Source organism: Arthrobacter sp. 131MFCol6.1 (assembly GCF_000374925.1).
Lineage (GTDB): Bacteria > Actinomycetota > Actinomycetes > Actinomycetales > Micrococcaceae > Arthrobacter.
This window is the reverse complement of sequence record NZ_KB895542.1, coordinates 129956-149568: the sequence shown is the minus strand read 5'-3', so window position 1 is coordinate 149568 and position 19613 is coordinate 129956. Positions and strand designations below refer to the sequence as shown.

The following is a 19613-nucleotide window of genomic DNA, read 5'->3' as shown; positions in this document are numbered from 1 at the left end:
ATGAAAACACGCCTGCTGGGGGGCATCGCCGCATTACTTGTGGCAATTATAGGAACCGTATTGCTGGTGACGTACGTTCAAAATGCTGATAAACGCGCGCTGGCCAGTACCGAAACTGAAAACATCTACATCGTCCAGAAAACCATTCCCGCCGGCGCCTCCGCCGAGACGATCGCCGATTCTGTGGCCAGGAAGTCAGTGCCTAAGCTCGCCATCGCCCAAAACAGCGTGACGGACCTCGGGTCCCTCGGCGCCAAGGTCTCGGCCGTAGCCCTCATGCCGGGCGAGCAGCTGTTGTCCTCGCGGATGGTGGAGCAAAACGCTTTTCTCGGTCCGTCCCGGGTTCAGATCCCCACCGGACTCCAGGAACTCACGCTCAAGCTTCCTATCGAACGTGTCGCGGGTGGCGTCCTCAAGGCCGGGGACACCGTGGGTGTCTTCCTCTCGCTGGAAGACGCGGGTGCCACCCAGGCCGGTAGCAAAGCCAGGACCCAGCTGACCTTCCACAAGGTCCTCGTGACGGCGGCGCAATTCAGCAACGGCACGGCCACCCAGACGGGGGGCTCGGACGCCACAGCGGGAACGGCACAGGCGTCGTCGACGTCCAGCAGCAACGAGCAGACGGACGACACGTATCTCGTGACGCTCGCCCGGAACTCCGCCGACGCCGAACGCATCGTGTTTGCCGCGGAGTTCGGCAAGATCTACCTGTCTAAGGAACCTGGCGACGCGCTCGAGAAGAGCAACGGCGTCGTTGACACGGCGGGACTGTTCCGATGAGCCGCTACGTTCTCATCACCCCGAACAGTGACTTCGAGCGCCTGGTCCGGCTTGCCGTGACCGGAATGCACGGTGCGCTGCATGTCTTCCAGGCAGACTACCTGCCGGAAGGCCCCGCAGATATCCTGCGCCAGATGCAGGGAGAACCTCCGGAGGTCCTGATCCTCGGACCCGGCCTGCCAGTGGAGGGTTCCCTCAAGCTCGCGTCCGTGATGGACCTCCAGTACCCGGAAATCAGCGTGGTGCTCGCCGCCACGGCGACTCCGGAGAGCGTGCTGCAGGCTATGCGGGCGGGCGTCCGGGACTTTCTCGACCCGGCGGCCGACGCGGACACCATTCGCGTCATGCTGGAGCGGGCCAGTCTTGCAGCTGCGGGCCGGCGGCGCGGGCTCGCCCCGCAGGCGTCGGAGCACGCAGACCACGGCGGCAACGGCCGAGTCATCGCGGTGATGTCACCCAAGGGCGGCGTCGGCAAGACGACGGTGGCAACCAACCTCGCCGTCGGGCTTGGCAAGACCTCCCCGATGAGCGTGGTGATCGTCGATCTCGACCTTCAGTTCGGCGATGTGGCCAGCGGCCTGCTGCTGGAGCCGGAGTTCACCATCACAGATGCCGTGATGGGAGCCGCAAGCCAGGATTCGATGGTCCTCAAGACGTACCTGACCGTTCACCCGGCCGGTATCTACGCCTTGTGCGCCCCGCTCAGTCCGATCGACATGGACAAGATCACGGCTGCCCATGTCTCCCACCTGCTCGAACAGCTGCGGCAGGAATTCCAATACATCGTGGTGGATACGGCCCCAGGGCTGGGAGAGCACGTCCTGGCGACGCTCGAACAGGCCACGGATGCCGTCTGGATCTGCGGAATGGACGTTCCCAGCATCCGCGGCATGCGCACCGGCTTCCAGATTCTGGATGAACTCAACCTGACACCCGAACGCCGTCACATCGTCCTGAACATGGCGGACCGGCGGGCGGGCCTGACCTTGAAGGACGTCGAAGCTACTGTCGGTGTCCCCGTGGATGTGGTGCTGCCGCGTTCCAAGAACCTTCCCTACTCCACCAACAAGGGAGTCCCCGTCCTCCAGGAGGGCAGCAGGGATCCCGCGTCCAAGGGATTGCGACAGCTCGTGGATCGCTTCAAACCCGGGTGGGAAGCAAGACCTCACAAACAGCTGCACAGAAGGGCGGTATTCCAGTGAGCCTCACCGACCGATTCGCACAACTGCGCGGGGATGCCCCTGCCAGGAAGTCGCCTGAAGCGCAACCTGCCCCGGTGGATGTCTTCCAGGCCCCATCGACGCTGGGCCGCATCCATGAGGCCAAGACCGCTGCGGAATCGCGCAGCGACGTCGTTGAAGTCCAGCAGACCGCTTCCATTGCCAGTGAGGCGCTCAACACGCTCAAGGAGCGGGCCAGCCAGGCCCTGTTTGAACGGCTCGGGTCCAGGATTACCGATTCCTCAATTGGCGAGGCTGAGCTCCACCAATCGGTCAAAGACGAACTCAAGGCCGTCGTCGACGAGGAACAGATTCCGCTCTCCGGCCAGGAACGCCAGCGGCTGATCCGCGAGATTATCGATGATGTGTTGGGGCACGGTCCCATCCAGAGATTCCTGGACGACCCCGCCGTCACCGAAGTCATGGTCAACCGCTTTGACCAGATCTACGTGGAGCGCGGCGGGCAGCTGCACCTGACGGAAACGAAATTCACCTCAGATGAAGCGCTTCGGCGAGTCATCGAGCGGATCGTGTCAAACGTGGGCCGGCGGATCGACGAGTCGTCACCCTTGGTGGACGCCCGCCTCGCCGACGGATCACGAGTCAACGCCATTATTCCGCCGTTGGCGGTCAATGGACCGGCTCTCACAATCCGGAAATTCGGGCGCGACCCGCTGACAGTCAATAATCTGATCTCGATGGGCAGCCTGTCCCCCGAGATGGCCGAACTGCTCCAGGCCTGTGTTCTGGCACGCATGAACATCATCGTGTCCGGCGGCACCGGCACGGGCAAGACGACGCTGCTGAATGTGCTGTCTTCGTTCATTCCGGCGTCGGACCGAATCGTCACGATCGAGGACGCGGTGGAACTGCAGTTGCAGCAGGACCACGTGGTCCGGCTGGAAAGCAGGCCGCAGAACATTGAGGGCAAGGGCGAGATCTCCATTCGGGACCTCGTTCGTAACTCCCTGCGCATGCGGCCGGACCGGATCGTCGTCGGCGAAGTCCGCGGCGGGGAATGCCTGGACATGCTCCAGGCCATGAACACCGGCCACGACGGCTCCATCTCCACAGTCCACGCCAACTCCCCCCGGGACGCCATCGCCAGGCTCGAAACCCTGGTTCTCATGGCCGGCATGGACCTGCCCTTGCGGGCCGTCCGCGAGCAGGTGGCCTCGGCCGTCAACCTGATCGTGCACATCTCCCGGCTCCGTGACGGCTCGCGCCGCGTCACGCATATCACCGAGGTCCAGGGCATGGAAGGCGACATCGTCACGCTCCAGGACGCGTTCGTCTTCGACTACTCGGCCGGTGTGGACAGCAGCGGCCGGTTCCTGGGCAAACCGGTGCCCACCGGCGTCCGGCCACGGTTCACTGACCGCTTTGCCGATCTCGGGATTACCATCTCCCCGGCAGTCTTCGGCGTGCAGCCGACAAGGGGGCGGTAACCATGCTCCCGGAGCTTTCCCCCCTCGCCTTCGTGGGCGGCCTGCTGCTGGTCTATGCAGCGCTGGCGATCGTCTTCACGTTCGTCTTCAAGTCCCGGTCGGCGGTACCGCTATCCCGGCGCAGGCCGGAAATGGGGCCGCAGACCTCCTCGTTCAGCAGACTGACCAACCAGGCGGTCGACGCCCTCAACAAGGGCGTGCGCCGCGGCCGCACCGGCATACTCAACAGGGACAAGCTCGACGCCGCCGGTCTCAAGAAGGGCCCCGGCGATTACCTGCTGATGGGCGGCGCTTTGACCTTCGTCGCAGTGGTGATCGGGTTCCTGACGGGCGGGGCGTTCTTCGCGGTTCTGCTGCTGGTGCTCACCCCTGTAGCCCTAGTGACATTCCTGAACATCAAGGTTTCCCGGCGGAGAAAGAAATTCGACGACCAGGTGCCGGACACCCTACAAATGTTTTCCGGCGGTCTCAGGGCCGGACACAGCTTGCTCCGCGCCATTGACGCCGCCGCACAGGAAAATGAAGCGCCCATGGCCGAGGAACTGAACAGAGTGGTCAATGAGACCAGGATCGGCCGGGATCTCGGCGAGTCCCTCGACGAAGTGGCGCGCCGGACAGACAACGAGGACTTCGGCTGGATCGCCCGGGCGGTCGAGATCCACCGGGAAGTTGGCGGAGACTTGGCCGAGGTCCTGGACCATGTTGGCGAAACTATCCGCGACCGGAACCAGATCCGAGGCCAAGTCAGGGCGCTTAGCGCTGAAGGCCGAATCTCTGCTTTGGTCCTCATAGCCCTCCCGATCGTGATGTTCATTGGCCTGACCCTGTTCAACCCCCTCTACTCCAGGGTGTTCACGAGTACGCTGCCCGGCTATCTCATGATCGCCGGCGTGGTGGTCCTCCTCGGGATCGGCAGCTTCTGGCTCAGCCGGCTCATCAAACCGAAGTTCTAGGGAAGCAGGGAGAGAACAGTGCAAACCATCGCTTATGCCGCCATCCTGGCGATCATCGCCCCGCTGTCGGTCATGACGTGGCTGGTTCTGACAGGCGACCGTGCCGGACTCAGAAACATCCAATCCAACCTTGGCAAGCGGCCGAAGACGGGGACGGGGGCGGCCGGTGCCAACGAGCAGCTAGCGTCGCTGGCGAGGAAGGCCATGCCGAAAGGTTACGCAGCATGGCTGGACAAGCAATTGGCCGGCGCAGGCCGGCCAAAGGCCTGGCCGCTGGCCCGTGTCGTCATGGTCAAGCCCCTGCTGGCCTTGGCCGGAGCCGTGCTGGGCATCCTGCTCTACACCGCTGATCCCAAGCCCATGAAGCTTGGCATCGCCTTGGGAGTCACCGCGCTCTGTTACTTCGTCCCCGACATCCTTCTCCGCAACTACGCGGAGAAGCGTCGGACCGCAATCAAGATGGAACTGCCAAACGCCCTGGATCAGATGCTCATTTCCGTCCAGGCAGGCCTGGGTTTCGAAACCGCCATGGCCCGCGTCGGCGAGACCGGGAAGGGACCATTGGCCGATGAACTCGTCCGGACCCTGCAGGACATGCAAGTGGGACGCTCCCGCAAAGAGGCCTACCTGGCCATGGCCCAACGCGTGGATGTCCCTGACTTGCGGTCCTTCGTCCGGGCGGTCGTCCAGGCGGACAGCTACGGTATCGCGATCGCCAATGTCCTCAAGTCCCAGGCGACAGTTATGCGAGTCAAGCGTCGGCAGCGGGCTGAGGAGCACGCGATGAAGATGCCCGTGAAGATGCTTTTCCCGCTGATTGTCTCCATCCTTCCAGCCCTGTTTATCGTGGTGCTCGGACCCACCGTCCTCAGCATCATGGACGTCTTCACCGGCCGCTAGGCAGGCGAACGCGCCGCTGCCCGTTCCGCGGGCAGCTCCACAGACCGGACCCCCTTGGACCCAGAGCCAAGGGGGTCCTCCTGTGTGCCAGGCGCAGGATGGGCGCAGGGAATGTACAGGAAACGTGCAGTTTGGGAAGCCTTAGCACAGGATGCGTCAAAGGCGAATCGTCGGCGTGTCGTCCGTTGCTATGTTCCTCTCAGTGCTGGTGCAGGGCCAGCCTCCCAACTCGCTCAGGAGTCTCCAATGCGTTCCTTCATCTCCGCTTTCGCAACCCGTCTTTGCCGCGACCAGCGCGGCGCCACCGCCGTCGAATACGGCATCATGGTCTCCCTCATCGCCGTCGTGATCATCGTCGCCGTAACCCTCCTCGGGGGCACTTTGACCGACACCTTCACCCAGGTCCAGTGCTCCGTCAGCGGCGGCACCTTCACACCCGCAGCCGCCGGGGCAGCAGGCACGGGTTCCTGCGCACCGTAAGCACCGCGTCCCAGGCACGGCACTTCGGCGAATGACAGTGTGGTGGCGGCATCAAGCCGCCACCACATAGTCGTCTCAGGCAACCAATGCGGGAAGGCGGTCCCATGTCCAAGACATCTGAACGGGGCGCCGTCGCCGTGGAATTCGCACTTCTCGCGCCTGTCCTGGTCATGTTGCTGCTCGGTATCACGGAATTCGGCCGGGCGTACAACGCGCAAGTCACACTCTCCAGCGCCGCCCGCGAAGGCGTCCGGGTCATGGCCATCGGCAGCAGCCCCAGCGCTGCGCGAACGGCGGCCAAGAACGCGGCCACGGCGCTGAAACCGGCGCTGGCCGACACCAACATCACCATCAGCCCAGCCACCTGCACCGCCGGTACCCAAGTGACGCTCAAGATCACCTATTCGCTCTCCACGATGACCGGCATTGCGGGCCCGTTCACCATGGAAGGCAAAGGAGTCATGCTGTGCGGAGGGTAGGAACCACAACCGCCGGCGGCGAGCGCGGGGCCATCAGCGTCCTGGTCGCCATCCTCATGGTGACTTTGCTCGGCTTCACCGCTCTGGCCGTGGATGTCGGCATGCTGTACGCCGAGCGGACCCAGCTGCGTAACGGAGCCGACTCCGCAGCCCTCGCCATTGCTCAGAAGTGCTCCCGGAATATCAACGACGCCGACTGCTCCACCACCTCCGCCCTTGCCCGGGGCCTCGCCAATAGCAATGCTGGCGACGGGAAAAGCAACATTGCGGACCTCGTTCTGGATAAAGCGGCCGGCACAGTGAAAGTGACCGCGGGGGCGCAGGAAGCCGGCAAGGCGCCGAACCGGGTCTCGCTCTTCTTCGCCCGCGTCCTCGGCTTCAACGACGCCACGGTTACCGCCGGTGCCACCGTCCGGTGGGGCCGGCCGGTGGCTGGTCCGACGGCGTTCCCCATCGCCTTCTCCATATGCCAGGTGAAGACTCACGTCGATGGCGGTCTGCAACTGCTGGTGAGCCACGGCAGCAAGGGCGAAGCGACCTGCAATTACGGGCCGTCGGGAGCCGTCGTTCCGGGTGGATTCGGCTGGCTCAATCGCCCCTCCGGTACCTGTGCAGGAATCGTCAACGCCACGAGTTGGTCCCCCAGCGATCCCGGAAACAGCTATCCCGGTGTGTGCGATGACCAGTTGCGGGCCTGGGCCGCAGACATCACGGCCGGAAAGGATGTCACAGTCCTGCTCCCGATCTTTGATGAGGTGGCCGGTACCGGTTCCAGCACCACCTACAAACTCATCTCGTTTGCGGCCTTCGTCGTAAAGGGCTGGAGCTTCAACGGCAACAAGTTCCCCATTACGTTTCACAACAAGCCTCCCTTCGTCGATGCCGCGTTGACCTGCGACGGCAGCTGCACCGGCATCATCGGCAACTTCGTCCATTACGTTTCCCTGGACAACGCCTACATCCTCGGGCCTGCGCCCGACTTCGGCGCCGGCGTCGTCAAGCTCACGCAATAGGACATGCGTCGCCACACCGTCCACCAACCAGTTCAGGAGCAGTTTTTGAAGTCACGCCTATTGGCAGGGATCGCGGCCCTAGTGCTGGCCGTCGTCGGGGCCATCCTGGTAGTCAGCTACGCGCAGGGGGCCGACGCGCGGGCAATGCAGGGACTGGAGCCGCAGGACATTTTAGTGGTGGCGAAGGCCGTACCGGCAGGCACCACCACCGAGGCCCTCAAGCCATTTCTCGCGACGGAAAAACTTCCAGGCACGGCCATCGCCAAATCCGCGCTCCAGAACCTGGACGGGATGGCCGGCAAGGTCACCGCCGTCGACCTGCTCCCCGGCGAGCAGCTCGTCGCGGAGCGACTGATCGCACCCGATGAGCTGCAAACCAGCGGGGCGGTCGACATTCCCGAGGGGCTGCAGGAGGTGTCCTTCCAGCTGGAACCGCAGCGCGTGGTGGGCGGCCGGTTGGCACCGGGGGATCACGTCGGCATCTTCATTTCGCTCAAGAGCGGAGGCGACGCGGCGAAGCCGGACAAGGAATCAACGCAGCTGTCCATTCACAAGGTCCTCCTCACGGCGGTGCAGCGCGCGCCCGTCGCGAGCGAGGCGGCGAAGACGGCTTCCGGCACTGGGAGCACGGCTCCAGCGGAGGACACCTCGCTCCCCACGGGCTCTCTGCTTCTGACCGTGGCCGTGGATGACGTCAATGCCTCGAAAATCATTTATGCCTCTGAGTTCGCCAGCCTGTGGCTGAGCAAGGAGCCCCTCAACGCCAAAGACAGCGGGCCAACCGTGATGGAAGGTAGCAAGGTGTACAAATGAGCCGCTTTGTCCTGATTTCGCCGAACACGGACTTCGATGCCCGCGTGCGGCAGGCACTGGCCGGCGGCCTTCCGGGTGGCCTGCAGACCTTCGCGTTCGTCAATCCGGCGAACCCGGCGGAGCTCTTCGCCAGCCTCAACCAGGAACGGCCCGAGGTCCTGATCCTGGGACCCGACGTGCCGGTGGAGGACGCCCTGCGCCTGGCGACGGTGTTCGACGTCCAGCTTCCCGAGCTCAGCGTCATCCTGGTCGGCGAGCCAGATCCGAACTTCGTCCTGCTGGCCATGCGGGCCGGCATCCGCGACATCCTCAGCCCGGCGGCGGACCCGGCCCAGATCCGGGTGCTGCTGGAGCGGGCCTGCCAGTCGTTCGCCACGCGCAACCGGACCAGCGCGGCCAGCCAGCCGGACAGCCCCAAGGGATTGGTGATCGGCGTCTTCTCCCCCAAGGGCGGAGTCGGCAAAACCACGATCGCCACCAACATCGCCATCGGACTCGGCCAAGTGGCGCCCATGGGCGTGGTGATCGTAGACCTGGATCTGCAGTTCGGGGACGTGGCCTCGGGCCTGTACCTGAATCCGGAGCACACGGTGACCGACGCCGTCTCGTCCGCGGCCAGCCAGGATTCCCTCGTCCTCAAGGCCTTCCTCACCGTCCACCCCGGGAGCATCTACGCCCTCTGCGCCCCCCGGACGCCCGAGGAAGCTGACGACATCACACCGCAGCAGGTCACGCGCCTGCTCGAACAACTGGCCGAACAGTTCCAGTACGTCGTGGTCGACACCGCGCCCGGGCTCCCGGAGGTCGGGTTGGCCGCCCTCGAACAATGCACCGACGCCGTCTGGGTGACCGCCATGGACGTGCCGAGTATTCGCGGGCTGCGTTCCGGCCTGGAAATCCTCCGGCGCCTGGACCTGCTTCCCGAGACGCGCCACGTGGTGCTGAACATGGCGGATTCCAAGTCGGGGCTGAGCGTCCAGGACGTCGAAGCCACCATCGGCGCGCCCGTGGACGTCAGCATCCCCCGGTCCAAGGCAGTGGCGTTCTCCACCAACCGCGGCGTCCCCGTCCTTCAGGACGGACGCAAGGATCCGGCCATCAAAGGACTGAAACAGCTCGTCCACCGGTTCGATCCTGCCTGGCGCGCCACCGCCCAGAAGAAACTGCACCGCCGGGTGGTGGTCTAGATGAAGCTTTCCGAACGGCTCCGCTCAGCCGAGGGAACGGCTGCAGTTGCCCCGCAGGCCGTCTCGCCTCAGGCTGCAGCTCCAGTGGCCCTGTCCGCCACCGGAGGAAGTGGGACGACGGCGGCCCCGCCGGCCGCCGTCGTGCTCCAGAAAAGCAGCCGCCCACCAGCGCCGGGCTTCCCGGAGCACCAGGACTCCCGCGCCCGGGGCCAGCAGCCCGTCGACGCCTTCGCGGCCCTCAAGCAGCGGGCCGCCACCGCGTTGTTCGAACGCATGGGAACCCGCTTCAACGATTCGGCAACCACGGAAGATGACCTCCGCACCTCCGCGAGGGAGGAGCTGACGCGCATCATCGACGCCGAGCAGGTCCCCCTGTCCGCCGAGGAGCGCTCCCGGCTGGTCCGCGACGTGGCCGACGACGTCCTGGGCTACGGCCCGTTGCAGCGCCTCCTGGACGATCCCGCCGTCACGGAAATCATGGTCAACCGGATGGACCAGATCTACGTGGAACGCAACGGCAAACTGACCCTGACGGAATCGCGGTTCAGCTCCGAGGACCACCTCCGCAAGGTGATCGAGCGCATCGTGTCCAAGGTGGGCCGGCGCATCGATGAGTCCTCCCCCCTCGTGGACGCGCGGCTCGAGGACGGGTCCCGCGTCAACGCCGTCATTCCGCCGCTCGCCGTCGGCGGTTCGTCGCTGACCATCCGTAAGTTCAGCAAGGTGCCGCTGACTGTCCGGAATCTCATCGAGTTCGGCACGCTGACGCCGGAAATGGCGGAACTGCTGAACGCCTGCGTGAAGGCCAAGCTCAACATCATCGTCTCCGGCGGCACCGGCACGGGAAAGACGACACTGCTGAATGTCCTTTCCTCGTTCCTGCCCCACGACGAGCGGATCGTGACGATCGAGGACGCCGTCGAGCTCCAGATCCAGCAGGAACACGTGGTGCGTCTGGAAAGCCGGCCGTCGAACACCGAGGGCAAGGGCGAGGTGACCATCCGCGAACTGCTGCGGAACTCCCTGCGCATGCGCCCGGACCGGATCGTGGTGGGCGAGGTTCGCGGCGGCGAATCACTGGACATGCTCCAGGCCATGAACACCGGCCATGACGGTTCGCTCTCGACCGTGCACTCCAACTCGCCCCGGGATGCCGTGGCCCGCCTGGAGACCCTCGTGCTCATGGCCGGCATGGACCTGCCGCTGCGGGCCATCCGGGAACAGATCGCCTCGGCCGTCAACCTGATTATCCAGATCTCCCGGCTGCGGGACGGCACCCGGCGGATCACCCACGTCACCGAGGTCCAAGGCATGGAGGGTGACATCGTCACGCTCCAGGACGCTTTCGTGTTCGACTACGCCGCCGGCGTCGACGCCCACGGCCGGTTCCTCGGAAAACCGGTCCCCACCGGCATCCGCCCTCGCTTCATCGACCGTTTCGAGGACCTGGGCATCTATGTCTCCCCCGCCGTGTTTGCCGCGCCGCTGACGCCGGCCGGAAGGGCGTGATCTGTCCATGACCCTGCTGCCCATCGGCGTCGGCCTGCTCTTCAGCGCTGTGCTGGTCCTCGGGATCGTGCTGCTCGCACCCGGCGGGGCGAGTCTCCCACTGGACCGGCGCAGGCCCGTCCAGGGCCAGTCCGACTCGCAGCTGACCCGGTTCGCCGGCTCGGCCGTCCACCTGGTCGACGGATTCTTCTCCGGCCGCAAGATCCGGCTCTTCAACCGCGAGTCGCTGGAACAGGCCGGCCTGCGCCTGAGCCAGGCCGACTTCTACGTCCTGCTCCTGGCCGGAGCTGTTGCGGGGGGCTTTGCCGGGTTCGTCGTCGCGGGGCCGTTGCTGGCAGTCCTGCTGGTGCTGCTGGCGCCGGTCGTGGGCCACCTCGTGATCGGCATCCTGACCGGCAAGCGCCGCACCAAGTTCGACCAGCAGCTCGGCGACACCCTGCAGCTGCTCTCCGGCGGCCTCCGGGCAGGGCACAGCATCATGCGCGCCATTGACGCCGCCGCGTCCGAATCGCAAAGCCCGACGTCGGAAGAGATGCGCCGCGTGGTTACGGAGACCAGCCTGGGCCGGGACCTCCTGGACTCCCTGACCGACACCGCGGACCGGATGCGGAACGAGGACTTCGTCTGGATCGCCCAGGCCATCCAGATCAACCGTGAAGTGGGCGGGAACCTGGCCGAAGTCCTGGACCAGGTCAACGAGACCATCCGCGAGCGCAGCGAGATCAAAGGGCACATCAAGTCCCTCGCCGCCGAGGGAAAGTTCTCCGCCTACATCCTCATGGCCATGCCAATCGGGATCGTGGTGATGCTGATGCTGGTCAATCCCGGCTACATGAACGCCATGTTCACGCACCCGCTGGGCTGGGGCATGATGGCCGCTTCCGTCATCCTCATGACCATTGGTGGCCTGTGGATGCGCAAAATCATCGACCTGAAGTTCTGAGGCGGCCATGGCACCTGCTGTACTTCTTGCCACGCTGCTGGTGGCGTTGCCGCTGGGCTATCTTGCGTGGTCGCTGCTCTCCGTTGACCGGAGGTCACAGCGCGCTATGCGGGAGATTCTCGCGCTGGGCACGGACCCTGCCGAACTCACCCAGCGGGAGCGCAGCAGCCTGCTGGAACGGGCCGGCCACCGGCTGACTCCCGCAGCGTACGTCCGCAAACTGGACCGGCTGCTGTCCCTCGCCGGGCGTCCCGCGTCGCTGCCTTTGGGCCGCGTGCTCGCGGCCAAGCCGCTCCTGGGGCTGCTGGGCGCCCTCTTGGGCTCCTGGATCAGCGCCAACAGCCCGACGCCGATCCTCAAGCTCGTGGGAATCTTTGTGTTCCTGCTGGGCTACTTCATCCCCGATCTCCTGCTGTACAGCAAAGGGCAGGAGCGGCAGAAGACCATGCAGCTGGAACTGGCCAACACGCTGGACCAGATGCTGATCTCCGTGGAAGCGGGCCTGGGCTTCGAAGGCGCCATGGCCCGGGCCGGCGAGAACGGCAAGGGCCCGCTGGCGGAGGAACTGATCCGAACCCTGCAGGACATGCAGGTAGGACGCAGCCGGCGCGAGTCCTACCTGGCACTGGCGGCACGGACCAACGTGCCCGAGCTGCGCAGCTTCGTCCAGGCCGTGGTCCAGGCCGACACCTACGGCATTGCCATCAGCCGGGTGCTGCGGGTGCAGGCGAAGGTCATGCGGGTCAAACGCCGGCAACGGGCCGAGGAGAAGGCCATGAAGCTGCCCGTCACCATCTTGTTCCCCCTGCTGTTCTTCATCTTCCCTGTGCTGTTCATCGCCATCCTGGGCCCCGCCGTCATCAACGCCATCGACACGTTCAGCGGCCAGTAGCAGCCGCCACCGCGAGAACACACCGGAACGTGCCGTTTGATCGGAGCGCAGTTTCCGGGATCTGGCCGGGTTCTGTGGCAACATCTGGACCATGAACGACACCACACGTGAGGACACGCCCCCTTCACGCTCCGAAATGGGCCAGGGGAGTGTCTTCGCAAGGAAGTTTCCGCTGCTGGCCCGTTCGGGGCCCTTCCTGCTGTGGCCTTTGGCCGTTGTGGCCGTGATTGTGTCGGTCCGGCACGTCGTCACCGGCAACGCAATCGGGTACGACTCGCACGCCTACTGGCTCGCGGCGCAGGGCGGGCTTTCCTACGGCGCAAGTCCCGGACAGCCGGACGCGTATTTGTATTCGCCCGCGTTTGCAGCGGCGATCTGGCCGTTGGCGTTGCTTCCCTGGCCCCTGTTCTGTGCGGCGTGGTTTGCGATCGAGGCAGCAGCAGTGGCGTGGCTGGTGAGACCCCTCCGGGCGCGGTGGGCCATTCCGGTGTCCCTGCTGTGCCTCCCCGAACTCGTCGTCGGAAACATCTACATCTTGCTCGCCGCGGCCGCCGTAGTCGGCATGCGAAGGCCTGCCGCCTGGTCTTTCGCCGTCCTCACGAAGGTCACCACCGGCGTCGGCCTCCTCTGGTTCGCCACTCGTGGCGAATGGAAGAGGCTGCTTCAAGGAGTTGGCGCAACGGTGCTCATCGTCGCCGTGTCTTATGCAGCCGACCCGACAGCGTGGAGCGACTGGATACGGTTCCTGTTCGAGAACAGGGAGGGAACGCCTGACAGCCGGGTCAGCTTCGTCGTGCGGTGCCTCATCGCTGTGGCCCTGGTCGTCATCGGTGCCCGGAAGCACTGGCCCTTTCTCGTCGCTCCGGCGATGGTGCTGGCCTCGCCGGTCCTCGTCTCGGTCGTTCCGTGGACGATCCTCATTGCCGTACCGCGGCTTCTCATGGAGGGAAGTAACCACGGGACGCGGCAATAGCTGCGGACGTGACTGGTTCCCTCGGGAAAGCCTCAGGGTTTCCGCAGGATAGAGCGGGCTGCACGGCATCGGCCGCGTCAGCAAGTAGCGTGGTCACATGTCCCTTCCAAGCGCTTGCCCCGACGACGGAGAAGCGAGCATTGCCCTCGCTCCCACAACCTCTCCGGGACTGCCGGCGCCTGCCCTCACGGCATCCAGTGCGCCTGTGACCCTCCCGGAGGTGCTCCCGGAGGCACTCCAGGAAGTCATCCCCGAGGACCTGCCGCCGGCCCCGCTCGTGGACCCTGCCGCGCTTCAGGACCTGGGTGCCCAGCTCGACAATCCGGCCGTGGCGAAGGGATTTGCCAGGGACTACACCCGGATGTGGGACCAGCGCTACCGCACGCTGGCCTCTGCCCTCGAACGCGGGGATCTCGCGGGCTCGATGGACGCTGTGCTGAGCCTGAAGACGTCCTCGGCCATGGTCGGAGGCCTGCGCCTGGCCCAGCTCGCCGGCGAACTGGAGAACGCCCTCAGGGCCGGCGACATTGGTCGTGCCCTGTCGCTCCTGCGCGACGTTGCCGCGCGCGGCGGGGAAACCGTGGACGAACTCCAGTTCAGCTATGTCCTGTGGGACAGCTAGGGCCGGCGGGACCGCTGCCCCCTACGAGTGTCCCGGGTGCCGGGAGCCGGACGCCTCTCCGGGGGCTACCGCGCCGGCGACAGCCGGTAGCCCACGCCGCGGACGGTCTGCAGCCAGCGCGGCTGCACGGGGTCCTCGCCGAGTTTCCTCCGGAGGTTGCCGATATGCACCTCGACGGCGCGTTCGTCGGATTCGCTGATGTATGCGTCCGCCCGGTAGTAATCGCCCCGGACCACGCGCACCAGCTCGGTCTTGGACCGCACGGCGCCGGCGCCCTTCAGGAGCGCCTGCAGGAGGTCGAACTCGCTGCGGGTCAGGCTGACCGCCACGCCGTCGACACTCACGGACCGGGTCTCGGGGTTCAGGTCCAGGCCGTTGTGGTGCAGCACCGGACTCTGGGAGGCTGCCGGGGCGGCAGCGTCCCCGGGATCCGTCCCGGATATTTCCGCGGCGCGGAGGTCCTGCCGGGGCCGGCGCATCATGGCGCCCACACGGGCGCGCAACTCCCGGGGCCGGAAAGGCTTCGCCAGGAAATCATCAGCACCGGTATGAAACGCCGTCAGCGTGTCCAGTTCGTCGGTCCGCGCCGTCAGCATGACCACGTACGCGTCGCTGAACTGCCGGATCCGGCGCAGCACCTCGAACCCGTCGATATCGGGAAGCCCGACATCCAGGGTGACCACGCTTGCCTCCCGCGCCCTGACGACGTCGACCCCTTCACGCCCGCCGGCCGCCGAATGGACTTCGAACCCTGCCTGGCTCAATACGGCTTCGACAAGGTTCCGAACATCTTCGTCGTCTTCTACTACGACGGCGACTCCCAGGTCGGTCATGGCCCCCCTCATGTGTCACGCTACGCTGCCGTTCGCGGATGCGGCGGCAGCAATGATCCCGCCGGCCCCCACCGGCAATGTCAGAATACCCACCCTAAGGGGCAAATTCGCGGCGGCCCGGTAACAGAAATGCCAAAACTTCGATTTATGTCAAATTTGCGTGACACAAGGTGTAAAACTGGAGCAACGGGAAGGGGGCACGGCGTCTTTGCTTAGACAGCGGCTGATCCGCGGTGTGGATCGATACGGCAAGGCTTTGCGGCCGCGCGGGCGGGTCCTCGTGTGCCAGTTGCCGCTGGCCGTGATGCTGGTCGGAATCGTCCTTGCCGCCCCGGCCGCCTGGCCCGGCCTTCCGGACAGCATCCTGTGCCGGTACGCCTTTGGCCTGCAGGCCGCGCTCCTTGCGGCCTGCGTCCTGGTCCCCTGGCAGCGTTTTGGGCCGTTGGCGCCGCTCGTCATCCCCGTCCTGGACCTGGTCGCGATAGGGCTGCTGCGGGACGGCACCACCGCCGGGCTGCCGGATCCCGGTGTGCTCTCCGTCCTGCCCGTGGTATGGATCTCGGCGTCCAGGCTCTCAGCCCCCGCGAGCCTGTCACTGAGCTTCTCGGTGCCCCTCCTGGCCGCCCTGCCTTGGCTCCTGGCGGACCGGTCGGCACCGCTTGCGGCGCGCACGGCCGAAGCCTTGCTGGTGCCCCTGATGATGTTCGCGGTCTCCCTGGCCATGCGTTTTGCGCGGGCGCGCCTGCGGCACGAGCAGTGGCGGATCAAGTCCAAGGAGGCCGAGCTGGAGGTCCTGCTCGCGGACAGCAGGGAGCGCGAACGGCTCCTGAACACCATTCTTGACACCGTCGACGTCGGGATCGTGGCAGTGGATGCCAACGGCCGCCGGCTGCTGACGAACACGTGGCAGGCCGAACTGGAGGAATCCGCGGCCGCGGCACCCCGGCTGACGGCCGAACCGGCGGGGCAAGTACGGCCGGAGGAAGAGGGCCAGCTCCTGCTGACCGGGCAGGACCGGAGCACCCCGCTGCCGCTGGAGCGGCGTCCCATCCGGCGGGCGCTGGCCGGCGAGTCCTTTGCCGACTACCTTGTCTGCTTCGGTGAGGCGGCGGCCAGCCGCGTGGTCTCTACGGGAGCCCGGCCCCTGAAGGACGACGCCGGCGACTTCCGCGGCGCCGTCGTGGTCTTCAACGAGGTCACCGGCCTGGTGGACGCCCTGGCCGCGAAGGACGAGGTCGTTTCCACCGTCTCCCACGAATTCCGCACGCCGCTGACGTCCATCATCGGCAACCTGGACCTGGTGCTCGCCGACACCGAGGGCCTGGACAGCCCGGTGGTCCGCCGCGTCGAAGTGGCGCAGCGCAACGCGGAGCGGCTGCTGGCCCTGGTCTCGGACCTTCTCATGTCCGCCAGCGCCGCCGTCCATCTCCATCCCCGCCGGACCGACCTGGCCGGGCTCGTGGAGGCGAGCCTGGGCTCAGCCCAGGCCCACGCCCAGGCGTCCCGTGTCTGCCTCGCCATGGACGTCCAGGGACCGCTCTGGGCACACGTGGACCCGCTCCGGATCAGCCAGGCCCTGGACAACCTCGTTTCCAACGCGATCAAGTACTCACCCGACGGCGGCTCGGTGCGGGTATCCGCCAGCGCCGGCGACGGCCTGGTCCGCCTGCACGTCGCGGACACCGGGATGGGCATGACCGCCGCCGACGCCGGGCGGGTCTTCACCCGTTTCTTCCGCAGCCCTGCCGTCCGGGACGGATCCATTCCGGGCGCCGGCCTGGGGCTGTCCATTACCAAGGCCATCGTGGAGGGGCACGGCGGCTCCATCTCGTGCCGCACCAGTCCGGGACACGGCAGCACCTTCACCCTCGAGCTGCCCGCGTAGTTTACGCCCGCAGGGCCCGGGTCAGTTCGGCGCGGGCCAGCATGCCGCCGTCAGTCGGGTAGGCCACTTCCTCGAGCACCAGCGGGTGCGGGGCTGCCAGCACGGAGCGGGCGTCGCGCTGCCGGGCGAGGAGCCGCTCGTAAAGCCATCCCGGGGCCTCTTCGCCCTCCCCCACGTACAGCGCCGAGCCCACCAGGGAGCGGACCATGTTGTGGCAGAACGCGTCGGCCTGGACGGTGGCAACAATGACCCCGTCGGTGCCGCGCGCGAATTCGAAGCGCTGCAGCTCCCGGATGGTCGTGGCGCCCTCGCGGGGCTTGCAGTATGAGCGGAAGTCCTGCAGTCCCAGCAGCGGCGCGGCGCCCTCGTTGAGCAGCCCGACGTCCAGCGGAACCTTGTGCCACAGGGTCGAGGCGCGTCCCAGCGGGTCCCACAGCGCGGGGCCGTCCGCGATCCGGTAGGAATAGCGGCGCCAGAGGGCGGAGAACCGGGCATCGAAGCCCTCGGGCGCCACACTCACCCGGTGCACCTCGATGGCCCCGCTGAGGTCGCCCAGGCCCCGGCTCAGGGCACCGCGGATGCGGCGGAGCAGGGCGACGGCGGGGTCCAGTTCGGCGCCCCGATTCAGGCCCTGCCACTCCGCTTCGCTGAGGTCCAGGTGGACCACCTGGCCGCGGGCGTGCACCCCGGCGTCGGTGCGGCCCGCGACCGTGACCCGGACGGGGCGGCGGATCAGCAGCGCGAGGGCCTCCTCCAGGACGCCCTGGACGGTGCGCAGTCCCGGCTGCACGGCCCACCCGCTGAACGGGCCGCCGTCGTACGCCACATCCAGCCTGATACGCAAAAACCCGCCGCCCCCCATGACGGGGGCAGCGGGTTTGAGCTCGTTCATAGACTTAAGTCTATAAGAAAGATTTAGCGAATTACTTCGCGTCCTTCTCGGACTCAGCGGCTGCTTCCTCAGCGGCCGGAGCCTCTTCGGCAGCGGCTTCGGTCTCAGCGGCCGGAGCCTCTTCGGTCTCAGCAGCCTCTTCGGTCTCGGCAACCGGAGCTGCTTCGGCCTTCTCGGCGTCCTTCTTGTCAGCATCCTTCTTGTCAGCGTCACGCTGGGCAGCGGAGGTAGCCTCGGCTACAACGGCCTGCTTCGCGGAAACCGGCTCGAGAACCAGTTCGATGACAGCCATGGGAGCGTTGTCGCCCTTGCGGTTGCCGATCTTGGTGATGCGGGTGTAGCCGCCATCGCGGTTCTCCACTGCCTGTGCAATGTCGGTGAACAGCTCGTGGACGACGCCCTTGTTGCTGATCAGGCCGAGTACACGACGGCGGGAAGCGAGGTCGCCACGCTTGGCGAAAGTCACCAGGCGTTCGGCGTACGGCTTCAGGCGCTTGGCCTTGGTCACCGTGGTGGTGATCCGCTTGTGCTCGAAAAGTGCGGCGGACAGGTTCGCGAGCATAAGACGCTCGTGAGCCGCTCCGCCTCCGAGGCGCGGACCCTTAGCGGGGGTAGGCATTATAGTTTCTCCTCATATGGAAGCCGTTGGGCTGCGCACGCCAGGGTGCGTCCAGCCAGCCGGCCAAGTTCTGTTGGTTAGAGCTCGTCGTCGCTGAACGCGGCGTCGTCCTCTTCGATGGCTGCGGCACGCGCTGCGAGATCGAAACCGGGAGGGGAGTCCTTGAGGGACAGGCCCAGTTCGACCAGCTTGGCCTTGACCTCATCGATGGACTTCGCACCGAAGTTGCGGATGTCCATGAGGTCAGCCTCGGAGCGGGCAACGAGTTCACCCACGGTGTGGATGCCCTCACGCTTGAGGCAGTTGTAGGAACGGACCGTCAGGTCCAGATCCTCGATCGGCAGTGCCATGTCGGCTGCCAGGGCAGCGTCCGTCGGCGACGGACCGATCTCGATACCTTCAGCTGCGGTGTTCAGCTCGCGGGCCAGACCGAACAGTTCCACCAGGGTGGTACCTGCCGAAGCAACGGCGTCGCGCGGGGCGATTGCCTGCTTGGTCTCGACGTCGACAATGAGCTTGTCGAAGTCAGTGCGCTGCTCAACACGGGTAGCTTCCACGCGGAAAGTAACCTTCAGGACCGGCGAGTAGATCGAGTCGACCGGGATGCGGCCGATCTCGGAGTCGCCGGACTTGTTCTGAGCTGCCGAAACGTAGCCGCGACCGCGCTCGATGGTCAGTTCGAGTTCGAACTTGCCCTTCGAGTTCAGCGTGGCAATGTGCAGATCCGGGTTGTGGAATTCGACGCCGGCCGGCGGAGCGATGTCCGCGGCGGTGACGACTCCCGGGCCCTGCTTGCGCAGGTAAGCAACAACCGGCTCGTCGTGCTCGGAGGAAACCGACAGGTTCTTGATGTTCAGGATGATCTCGGTGACATCTTCCTTGACACCCGGAACCGTGGTGAACTCGTGCAGCACGCCATCGATCCGGATGCTCGTTACAGAGGCACCGGGGATGGAGGAGAGCAGGGTACGGCGGAGGGAGTTTCCGAGGGTGTAACCAAAGCCCGGCTCCAGCGGTTCGATGATGAACCGTGAGCGGTTTTCGGAGACGACCTCTTCGGAGAGGGTGGGGCGCTGTGCAATGAGCACTTAGGTTTCCTTTCGGCGAGCATCCGCTATATGACGCAACACAGGTGGTGGAAAGATCGGTCTGAAGACTTAACGCGGCCGGGC

The 19613-nt window shown here is 65.9% G+C and carries 20 protein-coding genes; 16 read left to right on the top strand and 4 right to left on the bottom strand.

Going from position 1 to position 19613, the window contains the following annotated elements; all coding sequences use genetic code 11:
- The 15 genes from cpaB (C566_RS0107450) to C566_RS0107380 all read left to right on the top strand — a co-directional run bounded on the left by cpaB (C566_RS0107450) (position 1) and on the right by C566_RS0107380 (position 14212).
- Positions 1-780, top strand: a complete 780-nt coding sequence (gene cpaB, locus C566_RS0107450; protein ID WP_026266481.1) for a Flp pilus assembly protein CpaB — start codon at positions 1-3, stop codon at positions 778-780.
- Positions 777-1982: an AAA family ATPase gene (locus tag C566_RS0107445; RefSeq protein ID WP_018773701.1), complete on the top strand. Its 1206-nt coding sequence runs from the start codon at positions 777-779 to the stop codon at positions 1980-1982. The genes cpaB (C566_RS0107450) and C566_RS0107445 overlap by 4 nt, the downstream gene beginning before the upstream one ends.
- On the top strand, positions 1979-3448 hold the full coding sequence (locus C566_RS0107440; RefSeq protein WP_026266480.1) for a CpaF family protein: 1470 nt from the start codon (positions 1979-1981) through the stop codon (positions 3446-3448). Before C566_RS0107445 ends, C566_RS0107440 begins: the two co-directional genes overlap by 4 nt.
- 2 nt (positions 3449-3450) lie before the next feature.
- The gene (locus C566_RS0107435; protein ID WP_018773699.1) at positions 3451-4401 is read left to right on the top strand and encodes a type II secretion system F family protein; all 951 of its coding nucleotides are present in this window, start codon (positions 3451-3453) and stop codon (positions 4399-4401) included.
- Between the two features lie 18 nt (positions 4402-4419).
- Positions 4420-5301, top strand: coding sequence for a type II secretion system F family protein (locus C566_RS0107430; RefSeq protein WP_018773698.1), 882 nt, complete (start codon positions 4420-4422; stop codon positions 5299-5301).
- Positions 5302-5547: 246 nt separating this feature from the next.
- Positions 5548-5781: a Flp family type IVb pilin gene (locus C566_RS0107425; RefSeq protein WP_018773697.1), complete on the top strand. Its 234-nt coding sequence runs from the start codon at positions 5548-5550 to the stop codon at positions 5779-5781.
- 104 nt (positions 5782-5885) lie between these two features.
- Positions 5886-6260 (top strand): TadE/TadG family type IV pilus assembly protein, encoded by a 375-nt coding sequence (locus tag C566_RS0107420; RefSeq protein ID WP_018773696.1) that lies wholly within the window; start codon positions 5886-5888, stop codon positions 6258-6260.
- Positions 6248-7273, top strand: coding sequence for a Tad domain-containing protein (locus C566_RS0107415; RefSeq protein ID WP_018773695.1), 1026 nt, complete (start codon positions 6248-6250; stop codon positions 7271-7273). The genes C566_RS0107420 and C566_RS0107415 overlap by 13 nt, the downstream gene beginning before the upstream one ends.
- Positions 7274-7354: 81 nt before the next feature.
- Positions 7355-8086 (top strand): Flp pilus assembly protein CpaB, encoded by a 732-nt coding sequence (gene cpaB, locus C566_RS0107410; RefSeq protein ID WP_018773694.1) that lies wholly within the window; start codon positions 7355-7357, stop codon positions 8084-8086.
- Positions 8083-9273, top strand: a complete 1191-nt coding sequence (locus C566_RS0107405; RefSeq protein ID WP_018773693.1) for an AAA family ATPase — start codon at positions 8083-8085, stop codon at positions 9271-9273. The genes cpaB (C566_RS0107410) and C566_RS0107405 overlap by 4 nt, the downstream gene beginning before the upstream one ends.
- Complete coding sequence (locus C566_RS0107400) at positions 9274-10782, top strand: CpaF family protein (RefSeq protein ID WP_018773692.1); 1509 nt, start codon at positions 9274-9276, stop codon at positions 10780-10782.
- Between the two features lie 7 nt (positions 10783-10789).
- Complete coding sequence (locus C566_RS0107395) at positions 10790-11725, top strand: type II secretion system F family protein (RefSeq protein ID WP_018773691.1); 936 nt, start codon at positions 10790-10792, stop codon at positions 11723-11725.
- Positions 11726-11732: 7 nt separating this feature from the next.
- Positions 11733-12617, top strand: coding sequence for a type II secretion system F family protein (locus tag C566_RS0107390; RefSeq protein WP_026266478.1), 885 nt, complete (start codon positions 11733-11735; stop codon positions 12615-12617).
- A gap of 91 nt (positions 12618-12708) precedes the next feature.
- Complete coding sequence (locus C566_RS0107385) at positions 12709-13590, top strand: glycosyltransferase family 87 protein (protein ID WP_081627274.1); 882 nt, start codon at positions 12709-12711, stop codon at positions 13588-13590.
- Positions 13591-13795: 205 nt separating this feature from the next.
- On the top strand, positions 13796-14212 hold the full coding sequence (locus tag C566_RS0107380; protein ID WP_018773688.1) for an Hpt domain-containing protein: 417 nt from the start codon (positions 13796-13798) through the stop codon (positions 14210-14212).
- A gap of 65 nt (positions 14213-14277) precedes the next feature.
- Here the strand turns inward: C566_RS0107380 and C566_RS0107375 are convergent, their stop codons facing one another.
- Positions 14278-15045: a response regulator transcription factor gene (locus C566_RS0107375; RefSeq protein WP_018773687.1), complete on the bottom strand. Its 768-nt coding sequence runs from the start codon at positions 15043-15045 to the stop codon at positions 14278-14280.
- 208 nt (positions 15046-15253) lie between these two features.
- On the opposite strand from C566_RS0107375, the gene C566_RS0107370 reads away from it, so the two are divergent.
- Positions 15254-16930, top strand: coding sequence for a sensor histidine kinase (locus C566_RS0107370; protein WP_051082266.1), 1677 nt, complete (start codon positions 15254-15256; stop codon positions 16928-16930).
- 1 nt (position 16931) lies between these two features.
- Here C566_RS0107370 and C566_RS0107365 read toward each other — a convergent pair whose 3' ends face one another.
- The 3 genes from C566_RS0107365 to C566_RS0107355 form a co-directional block, all read right to left on the bottom strand.
- The gene (locus C566_RS0107365; RefSeq protein WP_018773685.1) at positions 16932-17822 is read right to left on the bottom strand and encodes a tRNA pseudouridine synthase A; all 891 of its coding nucleotides are present in this window, start codon (positions 17820-17822) and stop codon (positions 16932-16934) included.
- A gap of 31 nt (positions 17823-17853) precedes the next feature.
- Positions 17854-18441 (bottom strand): 50S ribosomal protein L17, encoded by a 588-nt coding sequence (rplQ, locus tag C566_RS0107360; protein WP_026266476.1) that lies wholly within the window; start codon positions 18439-18441, stop codon positions 17854-17856.
- Positions 18442-18518: 77 nt separating this feature from the next.
- Entirely contained in the window at positions 18519-19529 is a 1011-nt protein-coding gene (locus tag C566_RS0107355) for a DNA-directed RNA polymerase subunit alpha (RefSeq protein WP_018773683.1), read from the bottom strand.
- Positions 19530-19613 lie beyond the last annotated feature (84 nt).